General features: G+C 64.7%; 14 protein-coding genes and 1 riboswitch. Of the genes, 8 read left to right on the plus strand and 6 right to left on the minus strand.

Going from position 1 to position 14,466, the window contains the following annotated elements; genetic code table 11:
* The first annotated feature begins 136 nt into the window (after positions 1-136).
* Positions 137-580: an SRPBCC family protein gene (locus tag ACIQT2_RS07390; protein WP_400337060.1), complete on the plus strand. Its 444-nt coding sequence runs from the start codon at positions 137-139 to the stop codon at positions 578-580.
* Between the two features lie 77 nt (positions 581-657).
* Here ACIQT2_RS07390 and ACIQT2_RS07395 read toward each other — a convergent pair whose 3' ends face one another.
* Positions 658-2,661 (minus strand): CAP domain-containing protein, encoded by a 2,004-nt coding sequence (locus ACIQT2_RS07395; RefSeq protein WP_402945030.1) that lies wholly within the window; start codon positions 2,659-2,661, stop codon positions 658-660.
* Between the two features lie 119 nt (positions 2,662-2,780).
* Between ACIQT2_RS07395 and dcd the strand changes: the two genes are divergently transcribed.
* Positions 2,781-3,356: a dCTP deaminase gene (dcd, locus tag ACIQT2_RS07400; protein WP_402945033.1), complete on the plus strand. Its 576-nt coding sequence runs from the start codon at positions 2,781-2,783 to the stop codon at positions 3,354-3,356.
* Positions 3,357-3,415: 59 nt separating this feature from the next.
* On the opposite strand, the gene ACIQT2_RS07405 is transcribed toward dcd, so the two are convergent.
* The 3 genes from ACIQT2_RS07405 to ACIQT2_RS07415 form a co-directional block, all read right to left on the minus strand.
* Entirely contained in the window at positions 3,416-4,615 is a 1,200-nt protein-coding gene (locus ACIQT2_RS07405) for a cation:proton antiporter (protein WP_402945036.1), read from the minus strand.
* Positions 4,616-4,618: 3 nt separating this feature from the next.
* A complete protein-coding gene (locus tag ACIQT2_RS07410; RefSeq protein ID WP_397325723.1) occupies positions 4,619-5,101 on the minus strand; it encodes a cation:proton antiporter regulatory subunit in 483 nt (160 codons plus the stop codon).
* Between the two features lie 65 nt (positions 5,102-5,166).
* A complete protein-coding gene (locus tag ACIQT2_RS07415; RefSeq protein ID WP_402945038.1) occupies positions 5,167-6,570 on the minus strand; it encodes an MFS transporter in 1,404 nt (467 codons plus the stop codon).
* 197 nt (positions 6,571-6,767) lie between these two features.
* Here ACIQT2_RS07415 and ACIQT2_RS07420 point away from each other — a divergent pair, with 197 nt between their 5' ends.
* Genes ACIQT2_RS07420 through mnhG form a run of 6 tightly spaced genes read left to right on the plus strand, consistent with a single transcriptional unit; the run spans position 6,768 to position 13,025 of the window.
* Positions 6,768-9,755, plus strand: a complete 2,988-nt coding sequence (locus ACIQT2_RS07420; RefSeq protein ID WP_402945041.1) for a Na+/H+ antiporter subunit A — start codon at positions 6,768-6,770, stop codon at positions 9,753-9,755.
* A complete protein-coding gene (locus tag ACIQT2_RS07425; RefSeq protein ID WP_402945043.1) occupies positions 9,752-10,252 on the plus strand; it encodes a Na(+)/H(+) antiporter subunit C in 501 nt (166 codons plus the stop codon). The genes ACIQT2_RS07420 and ACIQT2_RS07425 overlap by 4 nt, the downstream gene beginning before the upstream one ends.
* Complete coding sequence (locus ACIQT2_RS07430) at positions 10,249-11,817, plus strand: Na+/H+ antiporter subunit D (RefSeq protein ID WP_400337051.1); 1,569 nt, start codon at positions 10,249-10,251, stop codon at positions 11,815-11,817. The genes ACIQT2_RS07425 and ACIQT2_RS07430 overlap by 4 nt, the downstream gene beginning before the upstream one ends.
* A complete protein-coding gene (locus ACIQT2_RS07435) occupies positions 11,814-12,377 on the plus strand; it encodes a Na+/H+ antiporter subunit E (protein WP_402945046.1) in 564 nt (187 codons plus the stop codon). Before ACIQT2_RS07430 ends, ACIQT2_RS07435 begins: the two co-directional genes overlap by 4 nt.
* Positions 12,374-12,652, plus strand: coding sequence for a monovalent cation/H+ antiporter complex subunit F (locus ACIQT2_RS07440; RefSeq protein WP_400337047.1), 279 nt, complete (start codon positions 12,374-12,376; stop codon positions 12,650-12,652). Before ACIQT2_RS07435 ends, ACIQT2_RS07440 begins: the two co-directional genes overlap by 4 nt.
* Positions 12,642-13,025, plus strand: coding sequence for a monovalent cation/H(+) antiporter subunit G (gene mnhG, locus ACIQT2_RS07445; protein ID WP_400337046.1), 384 nt, complete (start codon positions 12,642-12,644; stop codon positions 13,023-13,025). Before ACIQT2_RS07440 ends, mnhG begins: the two co-directional genes overlap by 11 nt.
* Before the next feature lie 68 nt (positions 13,026-13,093).
* Here the strand turns inward: mnhG and ACIQT2_RS07450 are convergent, their stop codons facing one another.
* Together ACIQT2_RS07450 and ACIQT2_RS07455 are read right to left on the minus strand one after the other, a co-directional pair.
* A complete protein-coding gene (locus ACIQT2_RS07450) occupies positions 13,094-13,354 on the minus strand; it encodes a DUF4235 domain-containing protein (protein ID WP_402945050.1) in 261 nt (86 codons plus the stop codon).
* 37 nt (positions 13,355-13,391) lie between these two features.
* The gene (locus ACIQT2_RS07455) at positions 13,392-14,105 is read right to left on the minus strand and encodes an NUDIX hydrolase (protein ID WP_402945052.1); all 714 of its coding nucleotides are present in this window, start codon (positions 14,103-14,105) and stop codon (positions 13,392-13,394) included.
* A 153-nt stretch (positions 14,106-14,258) separates the two neighbouring features.
* A riboswitch (TPP riboswitch) is annotated at positions 14,259-14,394 on the plus strand.
* The last annotated feature ends 72 nt before the right edge of the window (positions 14,395-14,466 follow it).

Below are 14,466 nucleotides of genomic sequence, written 5' to 3' on the forward strand. Positions count from 1 at the left end.
TGTCAGGTAACCATTCGGTGAAGGCTCGTGTGGCCGTGTGTCGCGGGCCAACGCGGCTGACTATTCTGAAGGTGTTAGCTGCAGTGTATGGGGAACCGGGCTACGACCATTCGACCGTACGCCGAAAGAGGTTTCCGTGGCATTTGCAGCGCATGAAGTGGTGATCAGCAGGGACGCCATGACCGTGTTCGAGTTCCTCATGGACGGCATGAACAACTCGCTGTGGCGCACCGGAATCCGCAGTATCGAACTCCGTTCCGGTGTGCGCGGTGAGAAGGGCGCTGTGTACCAGCAGACCCTCACCGGTCCCGGTGGGCGTCCCATCGCCGCCGATTTCGAGATCACCGAAGCCCGCCCGGGCGCGGAAGTGCGTTTCGAAGTGGTGGCGGGACCAGCCAGGCCCAGCGGCGGCTACTACCTCAGCACCGAGGGAAAGACCACGCGGCTCAGGTTCGCACTGGAGTACCACCCCAAAGGCTTGCAGAAGCTGATGAACGGAATGATCCAGAAGACCATGGAAGCTGAGGTTGCCCAGTTGGAGCAGCTCAAGACGGTGATCGAGTCCGAATCCGCCGCATGATGGATGCCGCCGCCTGGTGGGTGGCCAGGCCGGGTGGCGACCGGTCCGGCCTGACAGCAACCAGGCCGGATTGAGCCCTACTGGGCCAGCTTGAAACCACTCCAGCCGCCGCCCACGGTGACCGGTGTGGTGAGCCGTCCTGAGGTGAGGTCCCAGTACTCAAGCACGCCGTTGGTGCCCAAACCGGCGACACCCGTGGTCCCCGGTCCACCGACGCCCTGCAGCGCGCGAATGCCGCTGTAGTCCGTCCACGCCGCGCCGACGATCGGACGCGCTTCCTGCCTTGGAGTGGCGAGCCCGCTGCCACGGTACAGGCGGAGATTGCCGTTCGCCTCCACCGTGAGCAGGTCCTGGAAGCCGTCCGCGTTGTAATCCACCATGCTCAGGCGCACAGCCGGGTTGCCCGTGCCAATGGCTGACTGGCTCCTGATGTGGGAGAGCCCCGAGTTTTTATAGAGCCACAAACCGCCCGAACCATCCATGGCAACAATCTGGGGGAGCCTGTTGTTGGCGCACCACTGGCCCACGGAAATGGTGAGCGACTGCCACCCCTGGCCCAGTACCCCCGGCGAACCGAAGCCACCGGAGGCCTTGCCTGGGTACACCAGCAACTGCCCGTCGGTTCGCTGCGCGATCAAGTCGAAGACGCCGTCACGGTCCCAATCCGAGACGAACAACTCCTTGAGCCCCGTGAAGCCTGCCGCGATCTTCCGGGCTGCGCCGTATTTCGCGTTGCCCAGGGACTGGTACGAGTACACCGAACCGTCCCCGCCCACCGATACGAGGTCGGCGGCGCTGCGGATGGAAGCGGATTTCAGATCCACCGTGGGCGGTTGGTGCTTGTCGCCCGGCTCGCAGGCACCCACCGGGTCCGTGGGCGGGGTAACCGTTCCACCAGGGCGGGTAGTGGTTCCGGCCGGCAGCGTGGTGTAGCCGAAGAAGTTGACCACGCCCCACAAGGTGTAGCGGTTGGGGGTGGTCTGCCAATTACCGTCCGTGTACGTGATACCGATGCCCATCACGTTGAACCGCGGATCCCTGAGCAGCGCATCGTGGCCCGGCGAACCCTTCCACCACTCCACGAGTTGCGCGGCATCCCTGTCCCAGCGGACTGCGATGACCTCGCCCGCCCCGTTGTTGGGGTTCATGGCGCGAGGGTCCGTCCAGAAGTTGGCCCTGTGCTGGATCACTTCACGGCTGGCGATGTTGTTGGACCACTCCTGCGCCAGGTTGGCCACGGTTGCGTGGTACTTCACCGGGGCCAGGCCAAGGGAGGCCCGGTAGCTGTTGATGGCGTTGAAGACGGTAAGGATGGCGGCTGAGTTGTTGTCCGGCAGCAAAGCCAGGGCACCATCGTCCGTGGCGGGATCGCTGCTGGGGGCCTTGCCGGGGAAGGGGGTTTCGCTTGGACTCTGGCTGGCGCTTGGACCTTGGCTGGTGCTTGGGTTCGGCGCCGGAACCGGGCCGGTGGGCGTCGGTGTCGGGGTGGCCGTGGGCGCTGTTGCCGGCGCTGTTGGCGTCGGCGTCGGGGTGGGGGTTGCCGTTGGAGCAGGCGAAGCGATGGTGCCAGGGCCGGGCGTCGCCGTTGGAGCGGTTGCAGTGGCCGACGGCGTCACCTCCGGCGAGGGCCCAGCGGCCGGGGCGGAGGGCGTCGGGACAGGTGACGGCTCGGGATCGGTGGGTACCGGGCCTGCATCTTCGGCGCCGGGTACCTCGGGGTCGGCGGTCTCCGAAGACGGGCCGTCTGGACCCCAGGACGGGCCGATGTTCGGAACGGGCGGAGGAGACTCGATAGTCGGTTCGACGGCGACCGGCCGGGTGGGCACGGAGCCGGGCACCGTAGCGGGACCCGGGTCCGTCACAGTGGGGCCGTTTGGCTCTCCGCCGGGGGCGGCGGGTTCAGCCGAAGGGGAGCCGACCGCCGTCGTGCTTGGTTCAGGAGCTTTCAGGCCGGAAGGTACGCTGCTGGACGGAGTGGTGCCGCCGCCCGGAACCGCCTCTGTTGCCGGCAGGAGTTGGCTGGAACCGGCTACTGCCAGTGCCAGTACTCCGGCCACCACAATTGCCGCAGGCGCTGCCAATTTCCCCACAATTACCCCGCGAATGCTCGATGCCCCCAAAGTCCGGGCGCGGCTTAACCTGTCCGGGAACTATAGTCGCACGGGACGGCGAGGACAATGCATGCGGTATTTTTGATGCTGTGCTGATCTCTGACCGCGATATTCGTGCCGAAATTGACTCCCAACGGATTGTCCTTGAACCGTACGACCCCGCGATGGTTCAGCCGTCTTCCGTGGACGTGCGGATCGACCGGTTCTTCCGGCTCTTCGACAACCACAAGTACGCCCACATCGACCCCTCCGAGGAGCAGCCTGAGCTGACGCGCCTGGTGGAGGTGGAGGGTGACGAGCCGTTCATCCTGCACCCGGGCGAATTCGTGCTCGGCTCTACGTACGAGACCGTGAGCCTGCCCGACGACATCGCTGCACGCCTCGAGGGCAAGTCGTCGCTGGGCCGCCTCGGTCTGCTGACGCACTCCACCGCGGGTTTCATCGACCCCGGTTTCTCCGGTCACGTGACCCTGGAGTTGTCCAACGTGGCCACGTTGCCCATCAAGCTGTGGCCGGGCATGAAGATCGGCCAGTTGTGCTTCTTCCGGCTGACCTCCTCCGCGGAACACCCGTACGGCTCCGGAGAGTACGGCAACCGCTACCAGGGCCAGCGTGGTCCGACAGCCAGCCGGAGCCACCAGAACTTCCACCGGACAACTATCTAGGCCTGCGCCGAGGGGTTGGCTTCCGGCGCTTTGGGGCCGGCCAACGGGCGGGGCATGGGTCAGGCCGGGGTGCGCTCGGGGGTGCGGGGCGGGGCTTTGGGAGTCTTGCGGAAGGCCTTGACCACGGGCTCCACGAACCGGGCGGCCAGCGGACCCATGACGGCCATGATGAGGACGTAGGCCGTGGCGAGGGCCGCGAGTTCGTGCGGTACAGCCCCGGAAGCGACGGCCAGGCCGGCGATGACGATCGAGAACTCGCCGCGTGCGATCAAGGCTGCGCCGGCGCGGAAACGTCCCGGCACGGCGATGCCTGCCCGTTTGGCTGCCCAGAAACCCGTCAGGATCTTGGTGGCTGCGGTGAGGACGGCCAGCAGCAGTGCCACGCCGAGGACCGGAGGAATGGACCGTGGATCCGTATTGAGGCCGAAGACCACGAAAAAAATCGCCGCGAACAAGTCTCGCAGCGGTTCGAGGATCCTGGTGGCATTGTGGGCTGTGGCACCGGAAATGGCGATGCCCAACATGAAGGCACCGACGGCGGCGGAAACCTGCAGTGCCGAGGCAATGCCGGCCACCAAGAGCGCCAGGCCCAGGACGTTGAGCAGGAACACTTCGGAATTCTCGCTGTGGATGGCTTGGGATACACGGTGGCCGTGCTTCAAAGCGATCACCAGGATGACCGTCACGACGGCGAGTGCGATCCCCACGGTTTGCAGTCCGCCGAGGAAACCAACGCCGGCCAGGATCGCGGTGAGGATCGGCAGGTAGATGGCCATGGCGAGGTCCTCGAAGACCAGGATGGAGAGGATGACTGGAGTTTCGCGGTTACCGATCCGGCCGAGGTCCGTGATCACCTTGGCCGCGATGCCGGACGAAGAAATGTACGTCACGCCGCCCATGACGATCGCTCCCACCAGGCCCCAACCGAGGAGCACGGCGATGCCCGCACCCGGGATGAAGTTCATGATGAAGTCCAGGACGCCGGCTTGCCAGGAACGCCTCAGCCCGGTGACAAGTTCGGATGCCGTGTACTCCAAGCCAAGCATCAACAGCAGCAGGATCACGCCGATTTCGCCGGAAAGGTGCGCGAATTCGTGCATGCCGTCCAGTTTCACCAGCCCGCCGGCGCCGAACGCCAGGCCGCCCAGCAGGTAAAGCGGAATGGGTGACATGCCGATCCGGCCAGCCAAACGGGCCAGCAGGCCCAGGCAGAAGACGACGGCGCCCAGTTCCACCAGGGCTAGCGCGAGCGGATCCACGGGTCAGCCGTTGCGGAGGATGCCGGCGGCCGAGTCAAGACCTTCCTGCGTGCCGACTGCTACCAGCAGATCGCCAAGGTGAAGGACGACGTCGGGTGCCGGCGACGGGACTACCTCGCCTTCGCGCATGATCGCCACGATGGAAACCCCACTGCGGGTGCGGATCTGCGCTTTGCCCATGGGTTGGTTGACGAACGGGGAGTCGGCTGTGATGGAGAACTGCCGGGTGACGATGCCGGGGATTTCCCGGTGTGCCTCGGCCAAGCGCATGGCGACGTGCTGCCCGCTCAGGAGGTTGCCCAGGCAGGACGCTTCATCCGCGGTCAGCGGAATGGAGGCCTGGCACGTATCGGGATCGTCCCACGTCGAGACGAAAAGCTCGGTTTCGCCCTCGCGGTGCTCAACCACGCCAATACGACGGCCAGAAGCCGTGACGAAATCCTTGCGGACACCAAGGCCCGGGAGTTCGGTCTCTTCCACGTTCATATGTACACCTTAACTCTCTTGCAACCGCCGTGAAGCGGCGTTCGCGCTCAGCTGTAGCCGGGCGTTCAGTTGTCCGGGACCACGGCGATCCTGGCCTTGCCGGGCGGCTTGACCGGCAGGATCACCAGGAGCCCCGCCAACAAGACCACCATGATCCCGAGGATGCCCCATCGTTGGGCTCCACCTTCTTCAACAATCGGAGCAGCAATTGTGATGCACAGCGTGAAGAGACTGGGCGCCAGGAAGCTTACGGCGCGTCCGGTGGTGGCGTAAAGGCCAAACAGTTCCCCGGATTCACCGCTGGGAGCGAGCCTGACCAGGTAGGCGCGCGAGGAGGACTGGGCCGGGCCCACGAACAGGCAGAGCAGGAGCCCGAACACCCAGAAAGTGTTGGTTCCGGGCCACTCGTTGCCGAAGAAGACGTAGGTGCCGTTGCCCAGCACCAGGATGACGGTTCCTGCAACGAGCAGGCCCACCAGCGATATGACGATCACTGCCTTGGGACCGATCCTGTCATCGAGGAAGCCGCCGATGATGGCACCTACGGCTGCGACCACGTTTCCGAAGATCGCAAAAAAGATGACGTCCTTGAGCTCGAAGCCGAACGTGCCTGCCGCGATCACCCCGCCAAAGGTGAACACCGCGGCCAAACCATCGCGGAAGATGGCGCTGGAAAGAAGGAAGAAGATGGTGTGCGGGCTTGTCCGGTAGATCGCCCCGATGCGCTTGAACAGCAGGCGGTAGGAGGCGAAGAAGCCCAGCGACGCGGCGTCCTTCCTGCCCGGGAGCTCGGGTACGGCGAACAGCACAGGCAACGCGAAGACGAAGAACCACAACGCGGAGAAGACGGCCACGAGCCTGATGTTCAGGGAGTCCTGCGTGGATGAGCCAAACCATTCAAAGGATGGTTGGACAAACAACTGAAGGACCAGGAGCAGCGCCACGATGCCGCCGAGATACCCCATGCCCCACCCGAAGCCGCTGACCTTGCCGATGTTCCGGGGCGTGGAGATCTGGGCCAGCATGGCGTTGTAGTTCACGCCCGCGAACTCGAAGAACACGTTGCCCAAAGCGATCAGGCAGACCCCCAGCAGCAGGAACCCCGGCTGGGGGAAAACGAAGAAGCACAAGGCCGTGAGCACGGCCGTGGCAGCGGTGTTCACCCCGAGCCACAGTTTCCGGCGTCCGCCGGCGTCCGAACGCTGGCCGGTCACGGGTGCCAACAAGGCGATGGCGAGCCCGGCCACCGCCAGGGCTGCGCCGAGGGCTGCCGACGCCGTGTCCTCTCCGCCGAACGCGTTGGAGGTCAAGTAGACGGTGAACACGAATGTGGTCATGACGGCGTTGAAGGCTGCCGAGCCCCAGTCCCAGGCCGCCCAGGCGAGGATCTGCCCTTTTTTGGAGGCGGCCGGGCCGGAGGCAAGCTCGGACGGGGGAGGGGAAGCTTCGGGTACTGCAGCCGCGTTCATGCCTGAATGCTATCGGGACACAGCGGCGGGCCGTGGTGCGACAGACCGCGGGCTTCATAAGGCCGGAGGTTGTCCACATAGCGCACTTTCCGGCGAAAACGCCCTTAACCCCTTGATAAACTGGAACAACCGAACCCAACGTATGCACCGCTTGCTCCAACTTTTGACAATTCCTTCCTGACTTTGCGGAGACAACATTGATCACAGTTCTCGCCATCACCTTTGTCGCGGCAACTGTGGCGCCTTTGATCTTCAGCAAACTCGGCAGGAACGCGTTCTACGCACTCGCGGCGGTACCGGCAGGCGCTTTCATCTGGTTGGTCCTCCACTACGCACCTGTCTATTCAGGCAGCGGCCTCGAGGAAGTCCTGCCCTGGATCCCCGACCTGAAGCTTGAGTTCGCTTTCAGGATGGACGCCCTGGCTTGGGTGATGTCCCTGCTGATCCTGGGCGTAGGCACCTTGGTGCTGGTGTACTGTGCGCGCTACTTCAAGGACAAGGACCCTGGCCTTGGCGGCTTCGGTGCCCAGTTGCTTGCGTTCGCCGGGGCAATGTTCGGTTTGGTGACCTCCGATGACCTCCTGATGTTGTTCATCTTCTGGGAACTCACCACCATCCTGTCCTACCTGCTGATCGGCTACGCCCGCACCCGCCTGGCCGCCCGCCGGTCTGCCTTGCAGGCGCTCATGGTCACCACGGCCGGCGGCCTTGCGATGCTCGTGGGCCTCATCATCCTCGGCCAAGCTGCGGGGACGTACCGTATCTCGGCCATCCTCGACCAAGCCGGGACGCTCATGGCCGGGCCCATGCAGGACGCGGTGACTGCCGCCGTCGTGCTTGTCCTGGTGGGTGCCATCACCAAATCCGCGCTTGTTCCATTCCACTTCTGGCTCCCCGGAGCCATGGCCGCGCCCACTCCTGTCAGTGCCTACCTGCACGCAGCGGCGATGGTGAAGGCGGGTATCTACATTGTTGCCCGCCTGGCGCCGGGCTTCTCCGAATCGGACTTCTGGCTTCCGCTGGTCCTGGGGCTGGGCCTGGCCACCATGCTGATCGGCGGCTACCGGGCACTGCGGCAGACGGACATCAAGCTCATCCTGGCCTACGGCACGGTCAGCCAGCTCGGCTTCCTCACCATGGTGGTGGGGCTCGGCCAACCGGATGCCGCCCTTGCGGGGCTCGCACTGCTCCTGGCGCACGGGCTGTTCAAGGCCACGTTGTTCCTGGTGGTGGGCATCATCGACCACCAATCCGGCACCCGCGATATCCGCAAGCTCTCCGGCGTTTTCCGTTCCTCGCGCGCACTGGGCGTGGTCGCTGCCATTGCGGCGGCGTCCATGGCCGGTGTTCCTCCCTTGGCCGGGTTCGTGGCGAAGGAATCCGTCTTCGAGACGTTCGTCCACTACGCCACGGGGCATGATGCGCCGGCGTGGGGCATCTGGATCCTGGTGGGCCTGGTGATCGGATCGATCCTCACCTTCGCCTACAGCGCGCGATTCATGTGGGGTGCCTTTGCCACCAAAGCAGGCGTGGAGCCCACTCCTTTCAAGCCGATCAAGCCGGCCTTCCTTGCCGCTCCCGCGATCCTGAGCTTCCTGACCATCGCCTACGGCTTCTGGCCGGTTCCCGTGGACACGTGGATCCAGCCGTACGCGGCGCTGTTTGCGGACCGCGAAGGAGCGCCCGACGCCGGTCACCTCGCTTTGTGGCATGGCCTCACTCCCGCTTTGGGCCTGACAGCGCTGACATTCGTCGTGGGCGCGGGCATGTTCTACGGCCGCAACGCGGTGTCCCGTGTCCAGGGCCTGGTTCCCGACTGGATCGATGGCGACCGGTCGTACCAGCACACCATCGGCGCACTGGATGACGTCGCCGTATGGGTCACGGGCCGCACCCAGCGTGGTTCGCTGTACTTCTACCTGACCGTCATCCTTACGGTTGCGTTCGCTGTTCCGCTCGCGGCCTTGATAGCGGCCAACAAGCCCCTCCCTGAAGGCGTGTACTTCGTCGATCCCAACTCTCCGCTGCAGATCATTGTGGGGATCGGGATCATTGTTGGCGCACTCGCCGCAGTGCGGGCCAACAAGCGCTTCCTCGCCGTCCTCATGGTGTCCGTGACGGGCTACGGCATCGCCCTGGTGTTCGCGCTGCAGGGCGCACCGGACCTCGCACTGACCCAGATGCTGGTGGAAACCATCGTGCTGGTGGCCTTCGTGCTCGCGATGCGCAGCCTGCCCGCCGAGCTCCGGGACCGCACCGGCGGACGGCTGCGGGTGATTCGCGTGATCATTGGTGCAGCATTCGGCATCACCATGATCTTCGTGGCGATCTACGCCATGGGTGCCCGCGTGGCTACGCCGATCTCCCTGGACTTCCCACGGCTGGCGTACGAAGGCGGCGGTGGTTTGAACGTGGTCAATGTGACCCTGGTGGATATCCGCGCGTGGGACACCTTCGGCGAGATCTCGGTGCTGGCCGTCGCCGCGACCGGCGTGGCCAGCCTGATCTTCGTGCGCAGCCGCGGTGACCGCATCAGGACCTCAGCGGCGGTGCCGGAAGGCAGCGTGGGGCGCCGCACCGACGTCGAACGTGACTCCCGCGACAGCGCCACGCTGGCTGTGGCGCGGAAGTTCAGCGACGTTACCCGCGACGCCTGGCTTGTAGCCGGCCGGACCCTGGCTCCCGAGCGCCGCTCGATCATTTTCGAGGTGGTCACCAGGCTCATCTTCCACTCGATGATCGTGTTCTCCATCTATCTCCTCCTGGCCGGCCACAACCTGCCCGGCGGTGGTTTTGCAGGCGGCCTCACGGCCGGCCTGGCACTGACCATCCGGTACCTCGCGGGTGGCCGCTTCGAGCTGAGCGAAGCCGCGACGGTGAGTGCCGGAACCCTGCTGGGAACGGGACTCGCGACGGCGGCTGCCTCCGGTTTGGTGCCGCTCTTCCTGGGCGGACAGGTGTTCCAGAGCGCCATCATCGAGTTCTGGCTGCCCGTGTTCGGAGACATTAAGTTCGTGACCTCGACCATCTTCGACATCGGTGTGTACATCGTGGTGGTGGGGCTGGCGCTTGACGTCCTCCGCAGCCTTGGCGCGGAAATCGACGAGCACTTCGAAGGCAAGGGCGCGCCCATCGCAGAGGATGACGCCGCAGAGACCGCCGCGGCCGGGAAGGGTAAAGCATGAGTATCAACCTGACCTTGCTGATCGTCATGGGCGTCCTGTACGCCTGCGGCATCTACCTCATCCTGGAACGCAGCCTGACCCGCGTGCTGTTGGGGCTGATGCTCCTGGCCAACGCCACCAACATCCTGATCCTCACCACCGGTGGTTACGCAGGGCTGGCGCCGTTGTTCACCAAAGAGACGGACCCCGGAACGTACAACGATCCGTTGCCACAGGCCCTGATCCTGACCTCGATCGTGATTTCCTTCGCGGTGACCGCGTTCATGCTCGGCATCATCTACCGCACGTGGGCCCTGGCCCGGCAGGACGAAATCCAGGACGACATCGAAGACCGTCGCGTCGCCCAGACGCCGAGCTTCGACGCCGAAGACGACGCCATTGTGCCGCTGGAAACCTCGGAGTTCGCCATCACCCCGTCCACTCCGGAAGAACGGCTGCACCCGGAAGAAACGGAAACCCCCAAAACGGCCCAGAGCCGGGAAGGAGGCGGCGCGTGAATCTCGCAAACCTGTCACCGCTCGCTGTCCTTCTCCCCATCCTCGGTGCCGCATTGGCCTTCGTGCTGATCCGGCACACTGCCGCCCAACGCGCCGTCAGCATCGGCATCCTGAGCCTGACGTTGCTCCTGGAATCCTTCCTGCTGATTTCTGTGTGGGACGGTGGCACCACCTCAGTGACCCTCGGTGGCTGGTTGCCGCCGTGGGGCGTGGTGTTGGTGGTGGACCAGTTCTCCTCGCTCATGCTCGTGGTGTCCACGGTGGTGAGCCTCGCGGTCCTGATCTACGCCACCGGCCAGGGCATGGCCGATGGCGACCAGGAAGCGCCGGTCTCCATCTTCCACCCCACCTACCTGATCCTGGTGGCGGGTGTTTCCAACGCCTTCCTCACCGGCGACCTCTTCAACCTCTACGTGGGCTTCGAGATCCTGTTGACCGCGAGTTACGTCCTCATGACGCTCGGCGGAACGGGGCCCCGCATCCGGGCCGGCGTGACGTACGTGGTGGTTTCCGTGGTGTCCTCGGTGCTGTTCCTGATCGCGATCGCCATGATTTACGGTGCCACCGGAACCATCACCATGGCGGACCTGGCCATCAAGCTTGCTGAGCTGGACCAGGGCACGCAGAACCTCCTGCATGTGATGTTGCTGGTGGCCTTCGGCATCAAGGCCGCCGTGTTCCCGCTGTCCTTCTGGTTGCCCGACTCCTACCCCACCGCACCCGCGCCGGTCACCGCGGTGTTCGCCGGCTTGCTCACCAAGGTGGGCGTGTACGCGATGGTCCGCACTGAAACGCTCCTGTTCCCAGGGGATACGCTGAACACGCCCTTGATGATCGTGGCGTTGCTGACCATGGTGGTAGGCATCCTCGGTGCCTTGGCCCAGAGCGACATCAAGCGTCTGCTTTCCTTCACCTTGGTCAGCCACATTGGCTACATGGTGTTCGGCCTCGCGATGTCCTCCATAACGGGGCTTGGGGCCGCGGTGTTCTACGTGGCGCACCACATCACCGTCCAGACCAGTTTGTTCCTGGTCACGGGTTTGATTGAGCGGCGCGGAGGCTCGTCCTCGATCGACCGTCTGGGCGGGTTGGCCAAGCTCTCCCCGCTGCTTGCCGTGTTGTTCTTTGTCCCGGCCATGAACCTGGCAGGCATCCCGCCGTTCTCCGGGTTCCTCGGGAAGCTTGGCCTCCTGCAAGCAGGTGTCGAGCTAGGCACGCCCTTGGCCATCATCCTGGTGGTGGGCGGCGTGGTCACGAGTCTCCTGACCTTGCTCGCCATCGCCCGCGTGTGGAACAGGGCCTTCTGGCGCAAGCCCGAGGACGCTGAATACCCGGATCCGGTGCTCCTGACGCCCGGCCGTGCCGGTGTCCTTCCCCGGACCATGGTGGGTTCGACGGCCGGACTGGTGGTCTTCGGTGTGGCGCTCACTGTCTTCGCCGGACCGCTTTTCCAACTGTCCGGAGGCTCAGCCGAGATCATGCTCGACCGTTCGGCCTACATCCACTCCGTCCTGGGTGATAACGCTCCGGTGCCCGCCGCGGTGCAGACAGGCGGTGCCAAATGAGCCGCAAACCGATCTCCTTCCGCACCGAACTCCCACTGCTGATCTGGCTGGTGATTGTGTGGGGTGCCCTGTGGCGGGATTTCAGCCCCGGCAACCTGTTGTTCGGCGCGCTCATCGCCATTGTGGTGGCCAAGCTGTTCTACTTGCCCCCCGTTGAACTGAGTGGCCGCTTCAACATCCTCCGCGCCATTCCTTTCGCCCTCATGTTCCTCGGCAAAGTGGTGGCAGCGAGCTTCCTGGTCCTCTACCTGGCCGTGGTCAAAGGACCCAAGGTGCGCAGCGCCGTCGTCGCTGTTCCGCTGCGGAGCCATGCCGACCTCATGGTGACGGCCACCGGCCACGTCATCTCCCTGATCCCGGGCTCGCTGGTGGTGGAAGTGGACCGCTCCACCTCCACGCTCTACCTGCACGCGCTCAACATCTACGGAGAGGAAGATGTGCAGAAAATCCGGCACGAAGTACAGGACATCGAAGCCGGACTGATCAGGATCATGGGCACCCGCGAGGAAGTGGCAGCCCTTCGGGCTGAAGCCCCGGGCATGGAAGGAGCCTCACTGTGAAAGAACTGGTTCTCATTGTCACGGCTGTGATCCTCAGCCTCGCCGCGGCCGGTGCGATCATCCGGATCGCCGTTGGGCCGTCGTTGCTGGACCGCGTGCTCGCTTCCGACGTACTCCTGGCCATCCTTGGCGCTGCGCTGGCGGTGGATATGGCGGTCAACCGGCACCTGAACAACCTCATGCTCCTGGTTGCCTTGGCCGTGATCGGATTTATCGGATCGGTGACCGTTGCCCGGTTCGTGGCTGAGCGAAGGGGACAGGCCAATGACTCCTGATGCAACCGGCGTGGACCTCGTGATCGACGCCGTTACGGCAGTGTTCCTGGTGGTGGGCGCCCTGATGTCACTGGGTGCGGCCATCGGGTTGTTGCGTTTCCCGGACCTCATGAGCCGCATGCACGCGGCCACCAAACCGCAGGTGTTGGGCTTGTTCCTCATGCTTGCCGCGATCGGCCTGCAGATGCGCACCTGGTGGGTGTGGCCCGTGCTGCTGGTGGCTTGGATCTTCCAGTTGCTGACGGCACCCGTTGCGGCCCACATGGTGGGGCGTTCGGCCTACCGTACCAAGCATGGGCACCGTGAATTGCTCACCAAGGACGAGCTGGAAGCCGTGGTGCAGCGTGCGGCCGAGGGGCGTTCGGAGGACTAGGGCAACGCGGGGTCACTTCCGGCCCATCCGGATGTCCGCCATGGGCCGTGAGTGACCCCGCGTTGGTTTTAGACGATGTCCTGGGACTTGCCGAAGCGGGCGATGGCGCGCTGCGTACCCCGGCTGGCCAGGACCTGGATGAGGGTGCTGACAAACGCCGAGATGAGGGCAAACGTCAGCGCTGAGCGGAGGCTCGTCTCCATGTCATCGTTGCCTTTGGGCGGCTTGTTGCCCGTGGCTTTTTCCCATCCCTTGTTGACCAGCTTGGTGCCAAGGAAACCCGCGCCGAGGCTCACGCCTGCGCCCAGAAGCTTGAGGAAGAAGTTCATGCCTTCAGCCTAACCTCAACAACCCGGCGGATCCTGCTTAGCCCCGGCTCGCCCTCTCCTTGAGGAAGGCGGCAAGGGAGCCCGGTGGTGCCAGCACGGGAACCACCTCATGAGCCGCGGTCCACATGGCATCAACGGAGTCGAATCCGGAGATTTCCCTGAGCAGGTAGTACGTGGGCGGCATGAGTTGCAGCTTGCCCTCGGCCTCCGCGGACAGGATTCCGTCAACGGGCATCCACAGTGACTGCCAGGCCTCAGTGGTCTGGTGTTGCGGTGCGGCGTCCGGGGCAGGCTTGGCAACGTAAAAGTACGTGTCGAAGCGCTTGGGCATGTCCACGGGCGTGATCCAGTTGGCCCACGGCCGAAGGGCGGCCGGATCCAACGTGAGGCCGGCTTCCTCCTGGACCTCGCGGACGGCGGCGGCGAGAACGGTGCCGGAGCCCTTGCATGCTTGGCTGCTGGCCGCGGAGGAATCCGGTTCTGCTGCGGCGATTGAGCTCAGCCGCCACTCCTTGGCATGTCGTTCCAGAAGCTCTGGTGCGTAGTCCCAGCCCTCGGAATCCCCAGTGTCCACGCGGCCGCCGGGAAACACCACCATGCCCGCCGCAAAGTCCATGGTGGAGACCCTGTGCTGGACAAAGGCCTCCAGCCCTGCAGACGTATCGCGGAGCAGGATCACGCTGGCTGCAAGGCGGGCTTCGGCAACTGGCTTGGCTGCGTCAGGATGGCTTGGACCAGGAGTTTCCGTCATGCTGCCATTGTCTCAGCTACGTTGTGCGGCCCGGTCTGCGACCCCAAGGGCGGGGAATGGGGCGGAGAGCGGCCCCGCAACGGATTTATGACCCGCTCCATGACCCCGCAAACCCCTTCAGGTGTAAACTGAACCTCGCCCATAAGGGCAGATTGATAACGACAGGGGAGCGCCGCCGTCGAACCTGCAGCGATGCAGGAGACGCGAGGGCGCTGAGAGTGCGGACAGCCGCAGACCCTCGAACCTGATCCGGTTAGTACCGGCGCAAGGGAGTCGAGCTTCTCAGAGTGTCCGGACCAGGGCGGCGTGAGCCGGCCGGGGTACCGGGGAGCACTTTCCCCTCCTGTAACCTCAGGAGGCA

Origin of the sequence: Paenarthrobacter sp. NPDC090522 (assembly GCF_044769225.1) — a bacterium.
In the GTDB taxonomy this organism is placed as follows: domain Bacteria; phylum Actinomycetota; class Actinomycetes; order Actinomycetales; family Micrococcaceae; genus Arthrobacter.